Annotated in this window: 14 protein-coding genes; 10 read left to right on the top strand and 4 right to left on the bottom strand. The window is 32.0% G+C overall.

The features are described 5' to 3' along the window. Positions 1-9 precede the first annotated feature (9 nt). On the top strand, positions 10-423 hold the full coding sequence (locus tag ACTTA8_RS04175) for a MarR family transcriptional regulator (protein ID WP_262589473.1): 414 nt from the start codon (positions 10-12) through the stop codon (positions 421-423). Beyond that, positions 423-1,238 (top strand): 3-methyl-2-oxobutanoate hydroxymethyltransferase, encoded by an 816-nt coding sequence (locus ACTTA8_RS04170; RefSeq protein WP_440654484.1) that lies wholly within the window; start codon positions 423-425, stop codon positions 1,236-1,238. The genes ACTTA8_RS04175 and ACTTA8_RS04170 overlap by 1 nt, the downstream gene beginning before the upstream one ends. Here the strand turns inward: ACTTA8_RS04170 and ACTTA8_RS04165 are convergent. Then, the gene (locus tag ACTTA8_RS04165; protein ID WP_440654482.1) at positions 1,235-2,029 is read right to left on the bottom strand and encodes an HpcH/HpaI aldolase family protein; all 795 of its coding nucleotides are present in this window, start codon (positions 2,027-2,029) and stop codon (positions 1,235-1,237) included. The genes ACTTA8_RS04170 and ACTTA8_RS04165 overlap by 4 nt on opposite strands. Positions 2,030-2,031: 2 nt before the next feature. Next, entirely contained in the window at positions 2,032-3,474 is a 1,443-nt protein-coding gene (locus ACTTA8_RS04160; protein ID WP_440654480.1) for an NAD-dependent succinate-semialdehyde dehydrogenase, read from the bottom strand. A 95-nt stretch (positions 3,475-3,569) separates the two neighbouring features. Between ACTTA8_RS04160 and iolD the strand changes: the two genes are divergently transcribed. The 6 genes from iolD (at position 3,570) to ACTTA8_RS04130 (ending at position 10,701) form a co-directional block, all read left to right on the top strand. Then, positions 3,570-5,414, top strand: coding sequence for a 3D-(3,5/4)-trihydroxycyclohexane-1,2-dione acylhydrolase (decyclizing) (iolD, locus tag ACTTA8_RS04155; RefSeq protein WP_440654478.1), 1,845 nt, complete (start codon positions 3,570-3,572; stop codon positions 5,412-5,414). A 6-nt stretch (positions 5,415-5,420) separates the two neighbouring features. Next, positions 5,421-6,578 (top strand): Gfo/Idh/MocA family protein, encoded by a 1,158-nt coding sequence (locus ACTTA8_RS04150; protein ID WP_440654476.1) that lies wholly within the window; start codon positions 5,421-5,423, stop codon positions 6,576-6,578. Between the two features lie 11 nt (positions 6,579-6,589). After that, positions 6,590-7,612: an NAD(P)-dependent oxidoreductase gene (locus ACTTA8_RS04145; RefSeq protein WP_440654474.1), complete on the top strand. Its 1,023-nt coding sequence runs from the start codon at positions 6,590-6,592 to the stop codon at positions 7,610-7,612. A gap of 113 nt (positions 7,613-7,725) precedes the next feature. Next, positions 7,726-8,751, top strand: a complete 1,026-nt coding sequence (locus ACTTA8_RS04140; protein WP_440614572.1) for a sugar ABC transporter substrate-binding protein — start codon at positions 7,726-7,728, stop codon at positions 8,749-8,751. Between the two features lie 91 nt (positions 8,752-8,842). Beyond that, the gene (locus ACTTA8_RS04135; RefSeq protein WP_440614571.1) at positions 8,843-9,937 is read left to right on the top strand and encodes an ABC transporter permease; all 1,095 of its coding nucleotides are present in this window, start codon (positions 8,843-8,845) and stop codon (positions 9,935-9,937) included. After that, on the top strand, positions 9,937-10,701 hold the full coding sequence (locus tag ACTTA8_RS04130; RefSeq protein WP_440614570.1) for an ATP-binding cassette domain-containing protein: 765 nt from the start codon (positions 9,937-9,939) through the stop codon (positions 10,699-10,701). Before ACTTA8_RS04135 ends, ACTTA8_RS04130 begins: the two co-directional genes overlap by 1 nt. Here ACTTA8_RS04130 and ACTTA8_RS04125 read toward each other — a convergent pair. Both ACTTA8_RS04125 and xylB read right to left on the bottom strand, forming a co-directional pair. Then, positions 10,698-11,324, bottom strand: a complete 627-nt coding sequence (locus ACTTA8_RS04125) for an AAA family ATPase (RefSeq protein WP_440654472.1) — start codon at positions 11,322-11,324, stop codon at positions 10,698-10,700. The two genes, ACTTA8_RS04130 and ACTTA8_RS04125, sit on opposite strands and share 4 nt — an antisense overlap. A 10-nt stretch (positions 11,325-11,334) precedes the next feature. Beyond that, on the bottom strand, positions 11,335-12,783 hold the full coding sequence (gene xylB, locus ACTTA8_RS04120; protein WP_440654470.1) for a xylulokinase: 1,449 nt from the start codon (positions 12,781-12,783) through the stop codon (positions 11,335-11,337). Between the two features lie 77 nt (positions 12,784-12,860). Here xylB and ACTTA8_RS04115 point away from each other — a divergent pair, with 77 nt between their 5' ends. Together ACTTA8_RS04115 and rbsK are read left to right on the top strand one after the other, a co-directional pair. After that, positions 12,861-13,319, top strand: a complete 459-nt coding sequence (locus tag ACTTA8_RS04115; protein WP_440652622.1) for an RbsD/FucU family protein — start codon at positions 12,861-12,863, stop codon at positions 13,317-13,319. Next, positions 13,319-14,230, top strand: a complete 912-nt coding sequence (rbsK, locus tag ACTTA8_RS04110) for a ribokinase (RefSeq protein WP_440654468.1) — start codon at positions 13,319-13,321, stop codon at positions 14,228-14,230. The genes ACTTA8_RS04115 and rbsK overlap by 1 nt, the downstream gene beginning before the upstream one ends.

Here is a 14,230-nt window from a genome sequence, read left to right as displayed (position 1 = left end):
TTTATTTAAATGAAAAGACAGTTTAAGTATCCAAAAAATTTTGAAGAACAGAAAAAGATTTCAAAATCAACTCAGAAAAGAATTACATTAGCTGAAATTTCGCTTGGAGATTTTGAGGGAAGGTTAGCAAATGATTTATTAAATTGGTTTTCTCTGACACCTCAACATTGGATTATGCTGCACATGGTTATGCTTGCTTATTATAAAAATAAATCTATTACAAAAAATGAACTATTAAGAGTTATAGAGAAATCTTATTTAACTTCTAATGTTTATATCGATACAGCAATCAAGAAAGGTTATTTTAGAATTATTAGAAACGAAAAGGACAAAAGATCAATTTTTATTTTACCATCAGTTGTTACCATTAAGACTTTTGAGGAATTTATTGATCGAAGAGACGTTCTTTATAAAGGTATTTAATGAAGAATGTATATACATGGGCTGCAAAACCAGCCAAAAGATCAACTACAGTAGGTGATTTAAAAGCAGCCAAAGGTAAAAGAAAATTTACTCAAGTTACCGCAAATACTGTTGATGAAGCTTCATCTGCTGAAAAAGCTGGCTTTGATATGATTATTGCTAACGCTAAAAATGTTATTCCAGTTAGGGAAGGGTCTAAAAATCTTTTTTTAACTGCAGCTTTAGTTTTAAACGAATTTGTTACAGCAGATGACATTATGCGTGGAGCTTTTAAAGCTTTAGAAAACGGCGCTGATGCAGTGATGACACCAAGAAGTATGGACATAGTAGAAATGCTAGCAAAGGAAGATGTACCCGTTATGGGTCACTTAGGATTAGTTCCAAGAAAATCAACTTGGATAGGTGGACTTCGAGCAGTTGGTAAAACTGCAAATGAGGCTTATGAGTTATTCCAAAAGTTTAAAAGATTAGAAGATGCAGGAGCTTTTTCTGCTGAGTGTGAAGTAATACCTGAAAATGTAATGGGAGAAATTTCTAAACGAACAGATATTGTAACTGTCTCTTTAGGATCTGGAAGAAATGCAGATGTGATGTATTTATTTATGGAAGATATTTGTGGTGATACTGAAAATCCTCCAAGACATTCTAAAGCTTATGGAAATTTATTAAAACTTAGAAATGAAATTAAGGTTGAAAGAGTTAAAGCTCTTAAAGCATTTAAAAAAGATTCTATGGCTGGAAAGTTTCCAAGCAAGAAACAATCCTCTAATTTAGATAAAAATCAGTTTGAAGAATTTTTAAATCAACTTGATTAATAAGTAGCGTCGTTGTCTTTTTTAGACAAAGAACCTTTCATCTTATCAACAGTTGCTTTAGCGCCAGCACTTAAAGCTCTTAAATCAGAAGCTATCGTTACAAAATCAAAACCTTTTTCAATCATCTTCGTTGCGTATTCTGTTGTACCATTGTGAATTCCTGCAAAAATATTATTTTTCTTTGCATGTTCTAGAATTCTCAAAATTTCTGAATAAGCCTTTGTTGTTTCAGCTCGATCAAATCCAGGTTTTTCACCGATTGCTAAACTTAAGTCTGCAGGCCCAATATAAATACCATCAACACCTGGTGTTGACATTATCTCATCTAAATTTTCTAAAGACTCTTTAGTTTCTATCATTGCTAATTTAAGAATTTCTTCATTAGCGTGATCTGCATAATCTGCACCACCATAAATTAATCCTCTAACAGGACCAAAGCTTCTGTAACCATCAGGTGGGTACATACATGCTTGAACAAAATTTTCAGCTTCTTTTCTATTACTAACCATTGGACAAACAATTCCATAACAACCAGCATCTAAAATTTTCATTATTTGTCCTGGCTCATTCCAATTAACTCTAGCAAGTGGAGTGACATCTGTCGTCGAAATTGTTTGAAGCATCGGAAGAGCATTACTGTAATCAACTAATCCATGCTGCATATCTATAGTTAATGAGTCCCAACCTTGATGTGCCATTGCTTCTGCAGATGCAGTACTTGGAATTGCGCACCAACCATTAATGACGGGTTTACCGTCTTTCATCATTTGTTTAATTTTATTTTTTCTCATAATTATACCTTTAATGCCATGTGCGTGTATTTAACGTTTAGATAATCTTTGATCGCCATTGATCCACCTTCACGTCCATAACCAGTTTGTTTGATACCACCAAAAGGAGCTTCTGCTACAGCAACTGCACCAGTATTAACAGCAACGCAACCAGACTCTAACATTTCAGAACCTCTGTTGGCTTGGTCCATGTTATTTGTATACAAATAACTACATAAACCAAGGTCGTTATTGTTTGCTCTTTCAATAACTTCATCAAATGTTTTAAACGTAAGAACGGGTACGAGAGGACCAAATGGCTCTTCTCTCATAATCGTAAAATCGTCTTTTACATTATCAAAAACAGTTGGCTCATAAAAATAACCTTTGTTAAAACCCGAAGGTCTTTTTCCTCCCATCAAAACATTGGCTCCTTCATTTTTTGTTGTCTCAACTAGTTTTTCAATTTCATCTAATCTTTTTGCAGTAGTTAAAGGACCTAAGATAGTTCCTTCATCCATACCATTTCCAATTTTTAATTTCTTTGCTCTATCCATAAAAGCTCCAAGAAATTCATCTTTTTTATTTTCTTGGATATAAAATCTATTTGGAGAGATACAAACTTGTCCATTGTTTCTGAATTTTGCAGTAATCGCAATATCTGCAACTTTATTCATATCAACATCATCACAAACAATAAAAGGTGAGTGACCACTGAGCTCCATAGTTACTCTTTGAACTTTATCTGCTGCTTTCTTTAATATTAATTTACCAACTCTTGTTGAACCAGTGATTGATACTTTTTTAATAATATCAGACTCTAATAATTCATTAGAGATTTCTGCAGGATCACCAGATAATAAATTAACCACACCATCAGGTACACCTGCTTCTTTGCAAATATTAACTAATTCCATAACTGCACCTGGTGTAATTACATCTGGTTTACAAATTACAGAGCAACCAGCAGCTAATGCTGTTGAAATTTTTCTTGCAGCTAAAATTATTGGAAAGTTCCATGGTATCAAAGCAGCCACAACACCTACTGGCTGATAGTAAACATGTACTCTTGTATCAGGAAATCTACTTTGAACTGTTTGACCGTAAATTCTTTTTGTTTCTTCAGCATTCCATTCAAATATATCTGCTCCTCCACCAACTTCTCCAACTCCTTCAGCAAGAGGTTTACCAACTTCAAGCGTTAACCATTTAGCAAGAACATCTTTTTTCTCTCTCATTAGATCTGCAATTTTTCTAATTACATATGATCTTTGCCATGGAGTAGTGTTACTCCAAACTTTAAGACCTTTCTCAGCTGACTTTAATGCTTTTTGTACATCTACTGAAGATGCTTTTGATGCTTTTCCAATCACTTCCTCAGTTGCAGGGTTGATTACATCATATGTCTCTTTTTTTTCTGCTTCTTGCCATTTTCCATCAATGAATTGTCCAAATTTGTTATACATAATTTTTTATTTTTTTAAGGTTTACTAAGTTGGGTTTTTTAATTTATAAATATAAATATATTTAAACATTATACATAAAAAAAATAAACCCAATTATGAAAAAAATCACTCTTACTTGTGCACATGCAATCGTTAAATATTTAATTGCCCAAAAAATATTAATTAATGGCAAAAAAGAACCACTCTTTCCCGGTGTCTTTGGAATTTTTGGACATGGAAATGTAGCGTGTTTAGGTCAAGCACTTGAAGAAAATCAAAAAGAATTACCAACTTATAGAGGCCATCATGAACAGAATATGGCTTTAACTGGAATAGGTTATGCTAGAGCAAAGAGAAGACAACAAATTTTTGTAGCAACAGCATCTGTTGGTCCAGGTGCAACCAACATGGTTACTGCAGCAGCAGTTGCAATGAGTAATAGATTACCAATTTTATTTCTACCTGGTGATACTTATGCAAATAGAATGCCAGATCCAGTATTGCAACAAGTTGAACAATTTAATAATCCAAGCATAACAGCAAACGATGCTTTCAAACCAGTTACAAGATATTTTGATCGTATAACTAGACCTGAACAAATAATTCAATCATTTCCAATAGCAGTTCAAACAATGTTAGATCCTGCTGACTGTGGCCCTGCTTGTATTGCTTTAAGCCAAGATATCCAAGGCCAAACTTTTGATTATCCAGAAGAATTTTTTAAAGAAAGAGTTCATACAATTAGAAGACCAAGACCAGATGAATTTCAAATTAAAGAGGCAGCTGAAAAAATTAAATCTTCAAAAAATCCAATCATAATATCTGGAGGGGGAGTTTTTTATTCAGATGCAATGGAAGAGTTAAGTCAGTTTGCAATTAAACACAATATTCCAGTTACACAAACTGTAATGGGTTATTCAACAATGAAGAGAGATCATTCTCATTTTGCAGGTCAAATCGGAGGACTTGGTGGAAAAAATACAAACTCATTAGCAAAACAAACCGATCTTGCTATTGCAATAGGTACAAAGCTAGCTGATTTTACTACTGGATCATGGGCAAATTTTGAAAACGAAAATTTCAAATTAGTTTCAATCAATGTATCAAGATATGATGCTAACAAACATTTGGCTCAAGCTGTTGTTGGAGATGCAAAAGTTTCATTAACTGAACTTTCACAAGCTTTAGGTGATTGGAAAGCAGGAGAAGATTGGAATAAGAAATCTCAAACAGAACTTAAGTCATGGAATGAACATATAGATAAAGAGAGCGCTCCAACTAATCAGGAAGTTCCAAGTTATGTTCAGGTAATTGGTGCTATTTATAAAAATTCTGATCCAACTGATATTGCAGTTACAGCTGCAGGAGGTTTGGTAGGTGAAGTAATTCAAGTATGGAGACCAAGAGAACTAAATACTCATGAAACAGAGTGGGGTTTTAGTTGTATGAGTTACGAAATATCTGGAGCATTAGGAATTAAGATGGCTAATCCAGATAAAGAAGTAATCTCATTTGTTGGCGATGGTTCTTATCTATTAAATAATACTGATATTTATTCTTCAGTAATTACAAAAAATAAATTGATAATCGTTGTTTGTGATAATGGTGGCTTTGCAGTTATAAACCGACTTCAATTATTCAAAGGTGGAAAAGAGTATAACAACTTATTAAAGAGCTCTAATACACCTGGCTTAGTTGATGTAGATTTTGCAAAACATGCAGAAAGTATGGGGGCTAAATCTGAACACGTTACTTCAATTTCAGATCTTGAAGCTGCATTTAAAAGAGCTAAAGCATCTGATGTAACTTATGTTATTTCAATTAAGACACATGCTTATAAATGGGTAGAAGGATCATCTTTTTGGGATAGTCCAACTTTAGAAATTCCAACAACCAAAGAAAATGAAGAAGCTTTAAAACTTTATAAAGAAGGAAGAAGCAAGCAAAGACAAGGTATTTAATCCTCTATGAACAAAGTATTTAAAGTTGGCCTTATAGGTTGTGGTCATATTTCAGAAACTTATTTTAGAGCTCAGGAGTATTTCAATAATATCAGAATTGTTAAATGCGCTGATATTAATATGGAAACAGCGAAGAAGTGTGCAATTCATTACAATATTGAAGCTGTAACTGTTGAAGAACTTCTTAAAGATAAAGAGATTGAAATAATTTTAAACCTTACAATTCCTGGTGCACATTTTGAAGTTTCAAAAATGGCTTTAGAAAATGGTAAGCATTCTTATGCTGAAAAACCTATGGCTGTTAACTTTAAAGATGGAAAAAAATTAGTTGAACTTGCTAAAGAGAAAAATCTTTATATTGGAAATGCACCAGATACTTTTTTGGGTGGGGGCATTCAGAAAACTCGTGAACTCATTGATAACGGTGTAATTGGTGACATTAAATTAGGTAATGCTATTTTTGCTTTCCCTGGAGTGCAATCTTATCATCCAAACCCAGAACCTTGGTTTGCTGAAAATGAAGGGGGTCCCGTAATAGATATGGGTCCATATTATCTTACGGCATTAGTAAATTTAATTGGTCCAGCAAAACAAGTACAAGGAAGATATACAAAAGTTTTTGAAGAAAGAGAAATTGGGATAGGCCCAAAAAAAGGTCAAAAATTTAAAGTAGAAACTCCAACGACTTATCTTGCAACTATACAATTTGAAAATGATTGCATTATACAGATAACTTTATCATTTGATGTAGTCGCTCATCAAAGAAACCACATAGAGCTATATGGTAACAAAGGATCAATTATTGTTCCTGATCCAAATATGTTTGGTGGATCAGCTTTTGTTTCAGTGACTGCTGGCGGTAATTGGGGTGAGCACAAAACAGATATGATGCCTTTAGGAAAAATTAACATTAAAAGTCAAAGCTCAAGAGCAAATGAATCTCCAACAAATGCAAATTATAGAGGAGCTGGTCTATCGGAGATGGCTTATGCAATTGAGCACAATTTAGAACATAGATGTAATGGTGAGCTTTCTTTGCATGTTTTAGATATCATAGACTCAACTATGAGAGCATCTCAAACAGGTATCCCGCAAGAAATAAAGACTACTTGCAAAAAACCTAAACCATTTACGTTAGAGGAAATAAAAAAAATTATGAATTAATTTTTTAATTTATGAAAAAATTAATTGTAATTTCAGATCCTTTCCCAAGAACTTTAGATCTAATTTTCACAAAAAAAAAACTAAAAGAACTTAAAACTAAATACACACTTATTGTAGCCCCAAGCAAAAACAAAAAAAAATTTTATGAAAGCAATATTCACAAAGCTTCATTTATAATGGGTCAACCCGATCTAGATAAAAAACTTTTATCAAAAGCAATTAAATTAAAAGCAATTATAAATGTTGAAAGTAATTTTATGAACAATGTTGATTATAAATATTGTCATAAAAGAGGTATTCATGTGATAGCTACTTCTCCTGTTTTTTCAAAACCTGTAGCTGAGATAGCATTAGGAATGACATTATCCCTATTAAGAAATATTCATGAAGCGCATTTCGATTTTCTAAAAGGTAAAGAGAAATATGGCCTAGAAAGTAATCTTAAAGCATCAATGTTGTCAGGTAAAAAAATTGGTTTATTAGGGTTTGGTGATTTAGCAAAATCTCTTTATCCACTACTTTTACCATTTACAAAAGATATCTCTGTTTATGATCCATGGCTTCCAAAAAATGTGATCAAAAGATATGGATTTCAGCCGATCAATTTAAAAGATATGTTTTCAAAATGTGAGGTAATTTATGTTTTAGCAGCCGTGACAACTGAAAATAAAAATTTAATTGATAAAAAATTGTTAAACAGAATGAAGCCAAATACTCTATTTATTCTAATGAGTAGAGCAGCAGTTGTTAATTTTAAAGATTTAGTTACTAGATTAAAAAAAGGAGATATTTATGTAGCCACTGATGTATTTCCAGAAGAGCCTGTAAGAAAAAATGATCCTATAAGAAAAGTAAAAAATATTTTATTTTCAGCTCATAGAGCCGGTGCATTAAAGGAGGCTTTTTTTGACATGGGAAATATAGTTCTTAAAGATATGGATTTAATTTTAAAAAATCAAAAACCAAAATATTGTAAAAAAGCACAATTAAAAACAGTTGAATTGTTAAGCTCCAAACCTGTCAGTGTTAACTAAATTTAAAAATTATTTGTTTGACAATTTATTCAACTTTTAGTTGTGAGCGTTTTTTTTTGTTGCTAATCATTTCCAATTACATTTAACTCTTAATAAATAAAAGGGAGATATATATGAAAAAACTAACGTTAACTCTCGCTTCAATGATTTTAAGTGGTCTATTTTTTGTGACTACTTCAGCGAATGCTGCAATTGAAGCTTGTTTGATTACTAAGACGGATATCAATCCATTTTTCGTAAAAATGAAAGAAGGTGCTGAGGCTCGTGCTAATGAGTTAGGTGTAAAATTATCATTTTTTGCTGGAAAAATTGATGGTGACCATGAAACTCAAGTAAGAGCTGTTGAAACTTGTATAGCATCTGGTGCAAAAGGAATTTTAATTGCTGCATCTGATACTAAAGCAATAGTTCCAGTTTTAAAAAACGCACAAGATAACGGTCTATTAGTTATTGCGCTTGATACACCTTTAGAACCTATCACAGCTGCAGACTCTACTTTTGCTACTGATAACTTTGAAGCTGGAAGACTAGGCGGTGCTTGGGTTGCTGCAAAATTAGGAGCAAATGCTGCTAATGCAAAAATTGCAATGTTAGATCTTAATGAAAGTCAACCATCTGTTGGTGTTTTAAGAGACCAAGGTTTCTTAAACGGATTTGGTATTGATACTAAAGACGTTTCAAGATGGGGAGACGAAGATGATCCAAGAATCATTTGTAATGAAGTTACAAATGGTAACGAAGAAGGTGGAAGAACAGCAATGGAAAAATGTCTTCAGAAAGATAGAGACATTAATGTAGTTTATACAATTAACGAACCAGCAGCTGTTGGTGCTTATGAAGCTTTAAAAGCAGCGGGCAAAGCAGATGGAAGTGTATTAATTGCTTCTGTTGATGGCGGATGTCCAGGTGTAGCTGATGTTAAAAAAGGTATAATTGGAGCTACATCACAACAATATCCTCTTTTAATGGCTTCTTTAGGTGTTGAGGCTATTAAAGCTTGGGCAGAAAATGGAACTAAACCTGAGAACTCTCCAGGATTAAAGTTTTTTAATACTGGTGTAAATTTAGTTACAGATGATGCTGCAAGTGGAGTTCCTTCAATAAGTGTTAAAGAAGGAATGGACAGATGTTGGGGATAATCCAATAACTTTTCATTTTGTCAGGGCAGAATATTTCTGCCCTGATAAACTTGACTTTAAATTCTGTAATTATTAATTTTATTTTTTATTCATGAGCAAAATATCTGATGACATATCAAAAGATTTAAAAGATCAGCCAAAGTTTACATCAGATATAGGTGATAAGGCTCAAGACCACCATACATTTGATATTGGTGAGCAAACGTTTTTAAAAAAACTTCAACATTTTCTACATGGTAATCCAACTATTGTTCCAGTAATTATTTTAATTTTAAGCGTAATTGCTTTTGGATTTATAGCTGGAGGAAAATTCTTTTCTGCATTTAATTTATCTTTGATTGTTCAACAGGTAACAATTGTTGGAATTTTAGCTGCAGCACAAACACTGATCATTTTAACTGCTGGAATTGATTTAAGTGTTGCTGCAATGATGGTTCTTGCATCAGTCGTTATGGGAAAACTTTCAATTGATTTTGGGATGCCCACTTTACCTGCAATTGCAATAGGTATGATTTCAGGAGTTGTGACTGGTGCTATAAATGGTTTATTAGTAACAAGATTAAAATTACCTCCATTTATTGTTACTCTTGGAACTTGGAATATATTTTTTGCATTAGTTATTTTTTTTACTGGTTCTCAATCTATAAGAAGTTCAGTAATTGAAGAGAATGCACCTTTATTACATTTTTGGGGTGAAAGAATAAATCTTGGAGGTTTCGTATTTACTTACGGTGCTTTCTTGATGATCGCTATATTTGTTTTCTTATGGTTTATGCTCAATAAGACTGCATGGGGAAGACATGTCTATGCAATTGGAGATGATAAAGATGCTGCAGAGCTGTCTGGTATTAGAACAGATAGAATGCTTGTATCAATTTATGCTGTTGCAGGATTGGTTATTGCTATAGGAGCATGGGTTTCAATAGGAAGAGTCGGATCAGTTTCACCAACAAGTTTTTATGAAGGAAATCTAGACTCTATTACAGCAGTTGTAATAGGTGGTACTTCACTGTTTGGTGGAAGAGGAACTATTATTGGATCTTTATTTGGAGCATTAATTGTAGGTGTATTTAGTTCTGGTTTGTCAATTGCTGGATTAGATGTTTTATGGCAAAGGTTCGCGCTTGGTTGCTTGATCATTATTGCTGTTGGTATAGATCAATGGATTAGGAAGGTATCAAATTAATGAAACCTGTTCTTGTTGCAAAAAATTTATCAAAAAAATATGGAAGAGTTGTTGCTTTGGATAGTGCTGATCTGGAGCTTTATCCCGGAGAGGTATTAGGAGTTATTGGAGACAATGGTGCTGGTAAATCAACTTTAATTAAAGTTTTATGTGGAGCAGTAATACCTGATAGTGGCGAAATACTTTTAGATGGAGAGAATGTAACTTTTACTTCACCTATTGAGGCTAGAAAACTAGGTATAGAAACCGTTTACCAAAACTTAGCTCTTTCTCCAGCTTTATCAATAACTGACAATATGTTTCTGGGGAGAGAGATTAGAAAAAAAGGATTTCTAGGAAAATTTTTAAGATTTTTGGATAAAAAAGCTATGGCTGATGAAGCTCGAAAACGTCTTTCAGATCTAGGATTGTTAACAATTCAGAATATTGATCAATTAGTAGAAACTTTATCAGGAGGTCAGAGACAAGGTGTAGCCGTAGCTAGAGCAACATCATTTGGAACTAAAGTAGTAATTATGGATGAGCCAACAGCTGCCTTAGGTGTTAAAGAAAGCAGAAGGGTTCTTGAGTTGATAGGTGAGGTAAGAGCGCGTAAAATTCCTATTATATTAATTTCTCATAATATGCCTCATGTCTTTGAGGTAGCTGATAGAATTCATATTCACAGACTAGGAACTAGATTATGTGTTATTGATCCTAAAAAATATGAAATGTCAGATGCCGTTGCATTTATGACTGGAGCTAAAGAACCGCCAAAAGCTTAATTAATTAAAGTGTAGTCTGCCTCAATACTATTTTGCAAAACATTTAATCCGTTCGGAAGATCATTTTCATATACTTTTTTATGAATTTCTTCTTTAGGTAAATTAAAATTTTCCCAACGTTTAATAAGCCTTTCTTCTCTAATTTTTTCTTCACAATCAATTATGATTTTAGATTGAAAATAATTATGTAATTTTTTCCAAGGTTCAGAATTCAGAAGAAGATAATTTCCTTCAACTATTATAACTCTTGTTTTTTTTGAAATTATAACCGCTGACGATTTAGATAATTCTAAAGAACGATCGAAAATTGGGACAATAACTTCATCTTCATCATTTAATCTGTTTAAAAAATTTTTTAAACCCATAACATCAAAGGTTTCAGAGGATCCTTTTTTGGATAGTAAACCTTTATTTTCTAAAATATCATTATCATAATGAAACGCATCCATCTGAAGAATATTTGATGGATATCCTTTTAGATTTAAATCTTTTGTTATCTTTTCAGAAACAGTGGTTTTTCCCGAAGCAGGCGGTCCAGCCAAAGCTATCAAATATCTATTTTTTATATTATCTAATTTTTTTATTAAATCGCTGATTAGTTCTTCATAGATTAATCTTTTCATAATTATAATTTTAAGTTTTAGTATAAAATTTTTTCCATTTATCAAACCTATATGAAAGCAAAGAAGCAAGTTCAGGATCTTTTTTTATAATTTTTTTCACTTTAGGAGATTTCAGTTCTTTTTGGTGATCAAGATTATTGTAACCTAAAAAAGCTATTTTTGCTGCTCCATAAGCAGCCATTGAATCTGAAGTTTCTGTAATTGAAAGATTTTTATTTAGAATAGATGCTAAAATTTTAATCCAAGTTTCATTATTTGAACCTCCTCCAATTACATAAAGATTTTCTAATTTAATGTTTGTTTTTATAAGGGCTTGATAGTTGTCATTTAATGCAAATGAAATTCCTTCTATCAAACTGTAAATCATTGAGGATCTTGTTGTACTTATATCAACATTGTTAAAACTTGCACGAACATGAGGGTCGTTAATAGGCGTTCTTTCTCCAGTTAAATAAGGTAAATAGTACGGAGCATTTTTGATTAAATTTTTGGATTTAATTGCTTTTTTTAGATTTAGTGAAATTTCTTCTAGAGATGAATTAAAATTTTCAATAAACCAATTAATATTAGATGTGCAAGACAACATAACAGACATTAAATGCCATGTGTTAGGTAAACAATGGCAAAATGAATGAATCGCATCATTATAGTTTTTTAAAAATTTCTTTGTTGAAGCAAATATTACGCCTGATGTACCTAAAGATATTGATGCATCGCCTTCTTCATATAGACCTAGACCAACAGCTGCTGCCGCATTATCTCCTCCACCTCCGTAGACTTTACATTTTAAATCAAAACCATATTTTTCCGCGATTTCTTTTTTAACAATTCCAGTTTGATCTGTCCCTTCACAAGTTTTAGGCATTTGAGAAAGGTTCATAAAAGTAGTTTGTAATAATTTCTTTGACCAAGATCTACTTTTTACATCAAGCCAATATGTTCCAGATGCATCAGATAAGTCACTATAAAATTCTCCAGTAGTGTAAAATCTCAAATAATCTTTAGGTAGTAAACATTTGTGAATTGATTTGAAGTTTTTAAATTCATTATTTTTAAGCCATAAAATTTTTGGAGATGTAAACCCAGGCATTGCAATATTTCCCGCAATATCTAAAATATTTTTATTATTCATTATATCATTACACTCATTATGACTTCGAGTATCATTCCATAAAATACATTTTCTTATCACGTCATAATTTTTATCAAGACATGTAGCACCATGCATATGTCCAGAAAATGAGATTGACTTAATATTTTTTAAATTAATTTCTTTTTTTAATTTTTTGATGCAGTAATTGAGGGCAATGATCCATGATTTAGGATCTTGTTCTGACCACCCACTTTTTAGATTAGATAATGGAATATTTTTGCTAGAGGTTTTGCAAATTATTTCTTGATTGTCTCCAATAACAACACATTTCATTAATGTTGTTCCAAGATCGATACCTAAATACATTTTATGATTATATATTTTAATTATTGTAATTGAATTAATTTATTGAATTATTGAAATTAATTTAGTTGTATAAGGATATGTTAATTAAAATTGATCCAATACTAAGCCCTGATGTTTTACACTGCTTACGCAGTATGGGACATGGTGATAAGCTAATACTTTGTGACTCAAATTTTCCAGCATATTCTTTGAATAAAAGAGTTTATCGAATTGATGGTGTAAACGCTTCAAGAGCGGCAGAAGCTATTCTTTCAGTTTTTCCCTTAGATAGTTTTATAGAATATCCAATTTTGAGAATGGAAATTGATGGAAAACCAAATGAATTAAATGATGTCCACAAAGAACTTATAGATACAACAAAAAAAGTATCTGGAGATCATTGGAAAATAGGATCTATAGAAAGAAATAATTTTTATAAAGAAACAAAAAATGCTTACGCAATTATAACTACTAATGAAACAAGACCATTTGGCTGTTTTATTTTTACAAAAGGTGTAGTTAAACCCAATGGCGATGTGTGGGTTCTTGAAAAATAATGAATTCAATTTGTGTATTTGGAGTTTTTGTTGCTGATCTTTGCTTCTTTGGTGAGACAATTCCAGTTAAGGGTCAAACAGTTTTAGGAAAAAATCATATTGTTGGACCTGGAGGTAAAGGCTCTAATCAAGCAATTGCAGCTGCAAGATTAAAAGGTGATGTACATTTTATAACAAAAATTGGCCAGGATAGTCATGCCGATATGGCATTAAAATTATATAAAAAGGCTCAAATAAATATAAATTCAATCATCCAGGATAAAAATCTTTCCACGGGAGTTGCGGGTATCATGGTTGATGAAAAAGGTCATAACGCAATTAATGTTGTTGCTGGGGCAGCTGCCCACTTAAATAATGAAGATATAGATCAAAATCTAAACACCATAAAAAATTCAAAAATTTTTCTTACTCAATTAGAAACTCCAGAGCAAGTGACACTTTATGCTTTAAGTAAAGCTAAAGAAAATAATTGTGTTACAATTTTAAATCCAGCGCCTGCAAGAAAAATAGAAGAGGAATACTTTAAATTAATTGATTATTTTACTCCAAATGAAACAGAAGCAGAATTTTATTTAAATAAAAAAATAAAATCAGAAAATGATATTAAAGAAGCTGCTAAACAGTTTTTAAATAAAGGAGTTAAAAATATTATAATTACATTAGGAGAGAAGGGTGTTTATTATTCTAATGGAAAAGAAGATTATTTTGTTGAGGCATGTAAATTAAAAAATAATGTTGTAGATACTACTGGTGCGGGAGATGCTTTTAATGGTGCTTTTGTTGTTGGATTATCTAATGACCTAAAAAATAAAGATGCATTAGTATTTGCAAATAAAGTAGCAGGAATATCAACAACAAAATTAGGTGCAGCAGCATCAATGCCATTACTTCAAGAAGTAGAAAATTATTAA

It is taken from the genome of Candidatus Pelagibacter sp. HIMB1506 (assembly GCF_052047935.1).
Lineage (GTDB): Bacteria > Pseudomonadota > Alphaproteobacteria > Pelagibacterales > Pelagibacteraceae > Pelagibacter.
The sequence above is the reverse complement of the archived record's forward strand: the minus strand, read 5'-3'. Positions and strand labels throughout refer to the sequence as shown.

Excerpts from the sequence above, each read along its gene's own strand:
- ACTTA8_RS04170 (WP_440654484.1), top strand. The coding sequence starts at position 423 with ATGAAGAATGTATATACATGGGCTGCAAAACCAGCCAAAAGATCAACT.
- rbsK (WP_440654468.1), top strand. The coding sequence starts at position 13,319 with ATGAATTCAATTTGTGTATTTGGAGTTTTTGTTGCTGATCTTTGCTTC.
- ACTTA8_RS04165 (WP_440654482.1), bottom strand. The coding sequence starts at position 2,029 with ATGAGAAAAAATAAAATTAAACAAATGATGAAAGACGGTAAACCCGTC.
- ACTTA8_RS04125 (WP_440654472.1), bottom strand. The coding sequence starts at position 11,324 with ATGAAAAGATTAATCTATGAAGAACTAATCAGCGATTTAATAAAAAAA.
- ACTTA8_RS04130 (WP_440614570.1), top strand. The coding sequence starts at position 9,937 with ATGAAACCTGTTCTTGTTGCAAAAAATTTATCAAAAAAATATGGAAGA.
- ACTTA8_RS04160 (WP_440654480.1), bottom strand. The coding sequence starts at position 3,474 with ATGTATAACAAATTTGGACAATTCATTGATGGAAAATGGCAAGAAGCA.
- xylB (WP_440654470.1), bottom strand. The coding sequence starts at position 12,783 with ATGTATTTAGGTATCGATCTTGGAACAACATTAATGAAATGTGTTGTT.
- ACTTA8_RS04115 (WP_440652622.1), top strand. The coding sequence starts at position 12,861 with ATGTTAATTAAAATTGATCCAATACTAAGCCCTGATGTTTTACACTGC.
- ACTTA8_RS04140 (WP_440614572.1), top strand. The coding sequence starts at position 7,726 with ATGAAAAAACTAACGTTAACTCTCGCTTCAATGATTTTAAGTGGTCTA.
- ACTTA8_RS04145 (WP_440654474.1), top strand. The coding sequence starts at position 6,590 with ATGAAAAAATTAATTGTAATTTCAGATCCTTTCCCAAGAACTTTAGAT.
- ACTTA8_RS04135 (WP_440614571.1), top strand. The coding sequence starts at position 8,843 with ATGAGCAAAATATCTGATGACATATCAAAAGATTTAAAAGATCAGCCA.
- ACTTA8_RS04150 (WP_440654476.1), top strand. The coding sequence starts at position 5,421 with ATGAACAAAGTATTTAAAGTTGGCCTTATAGGTTGTGGTCATATTTCA.
- iolD (WP_440654478.1), top strand. The coding sequence starts at position 3,570 with ATGAAAAAAATCACTCTTACTTGTGCACATGCAATCGTTAAATATTTA.
- ACTTA8_RS04175 (WP_262589473.1), top strand. The coding sequence starts at position 10 with ATGAAAAGACAGTTTAAGTATCCAAAAAATTTTGAAGAACAGAAAAAG.